General features: G+C 72.3%; 1 protein-coding gene. It reads left to right on the top strand.

Translation table 11 applies throughout. The features are described from left to right. Window positions 1-29: 29 nt before the first annotated feature. The coding region (locus G6048_RS48240; protein ID WP_206343058.1) for a polyketide synthase dehydratase domain-containing protein at window positions 30-1074 on the top strand (1045 nt) is incomplete at its 3' end.

Here is a 1074-nt window from a genome sequence, read left to right as displayed (position 1 = left end):
ACGGTATCCGCACCCTGGCCGGTGAGGGTGTGAACGTATTCCTGGAAGCCGGGCCGGGCGGGGTGCTGACCGCGATGGCCGAGGAAACCCTCGAAGAGCACGAGGAGTCCGGCACGCCGCGGCTGGTCGTGCCGCTCCTGCGTCAGGACCGTCCCGAGCCGCGGTCCCTCACCACCGCCCTGGCCCGGGCCTACGTTCACGGCGCCGACGTCGACTGGACGGCACTGCTGCCCGGCGGGCGGCAGGTCGAGCTGCCCACCTACGCCTTCCAACGCCGGCGCTACTGGCTGGAAGAGGACCACCGGGCAGGGACGGAACACCCCGTACTCAGCACGGCCGTACGCCTGGCGGACGACCAGGGCGCCGTGCTGACCGGGCGGCTTTCCCTGCGCACGCACCCATGGCTGGCCGACCACACCATCGGCGGCACGGTCCTGTTCCCGGGTGCCGGTCTGGTGGAGATCGCGTTGCGGGCCGGGGATGAGGTCGGCTGCCCGCGTCTGGAAGAACTCACCTTGGAGATGCCTCTGGTCATCCCCGAGGAAGGCGATGTCGCCCTTCAGGTCCGGGTCGGTGCGCAGGACGAGTCCGGGTGGCGGCCGGTCAGTGTGCACTCGCAGAGCGGGCCGGACGAGGAGTGGACCCGGCACGTCAGTGGGGCGCTCAGCCAGGCCGCGGTGACCGGCCCCGTCGACCTCGGCGCCTGGCCGCCTCCCGGGGCGAGCCCCATCGAGCTGGACGGTTTCTACGAGGGTCTGGCCGCGTCCGGCTACGGCTACGGCCCGGTGTTCCAGGGCCTCCGGGCCGCCTGGCGGCGTGGAGACGACGTCTTCGCCGAAGTCAGCCTTCCCGACCGGGAGCACCGCGGTGCCACCGGGTTCGGTATCCATCCCGCGCTGCTGGACGCCGCCCTGCACGCGGCGCTCGCCAACGCCGAGGCCCCGAGCGACCAGGTTCGGCTGCCGTTCGCGTGGACCGGCGTGTCCCTGTTCGCCACAGGTGCGGCGAGCGTACGAGTGCGGCTGTCCACGGTCGACGCGGACGCGCTGTCCGTACACGTCACCGACACCGAAG

Source organism: Streptomyces ureilyticus (assembly GCF_011045025.1).
Taxonomy (GTDB): Bacteria; Actinomycetota; Actinomycetes; order Streptomycetales; family Streptomycetaceae; genus Streptomyces; species Streptomyces ureilyticus.
This window is presented reverse-complemented; position numbering and strand designations above follow the sequence as displayed.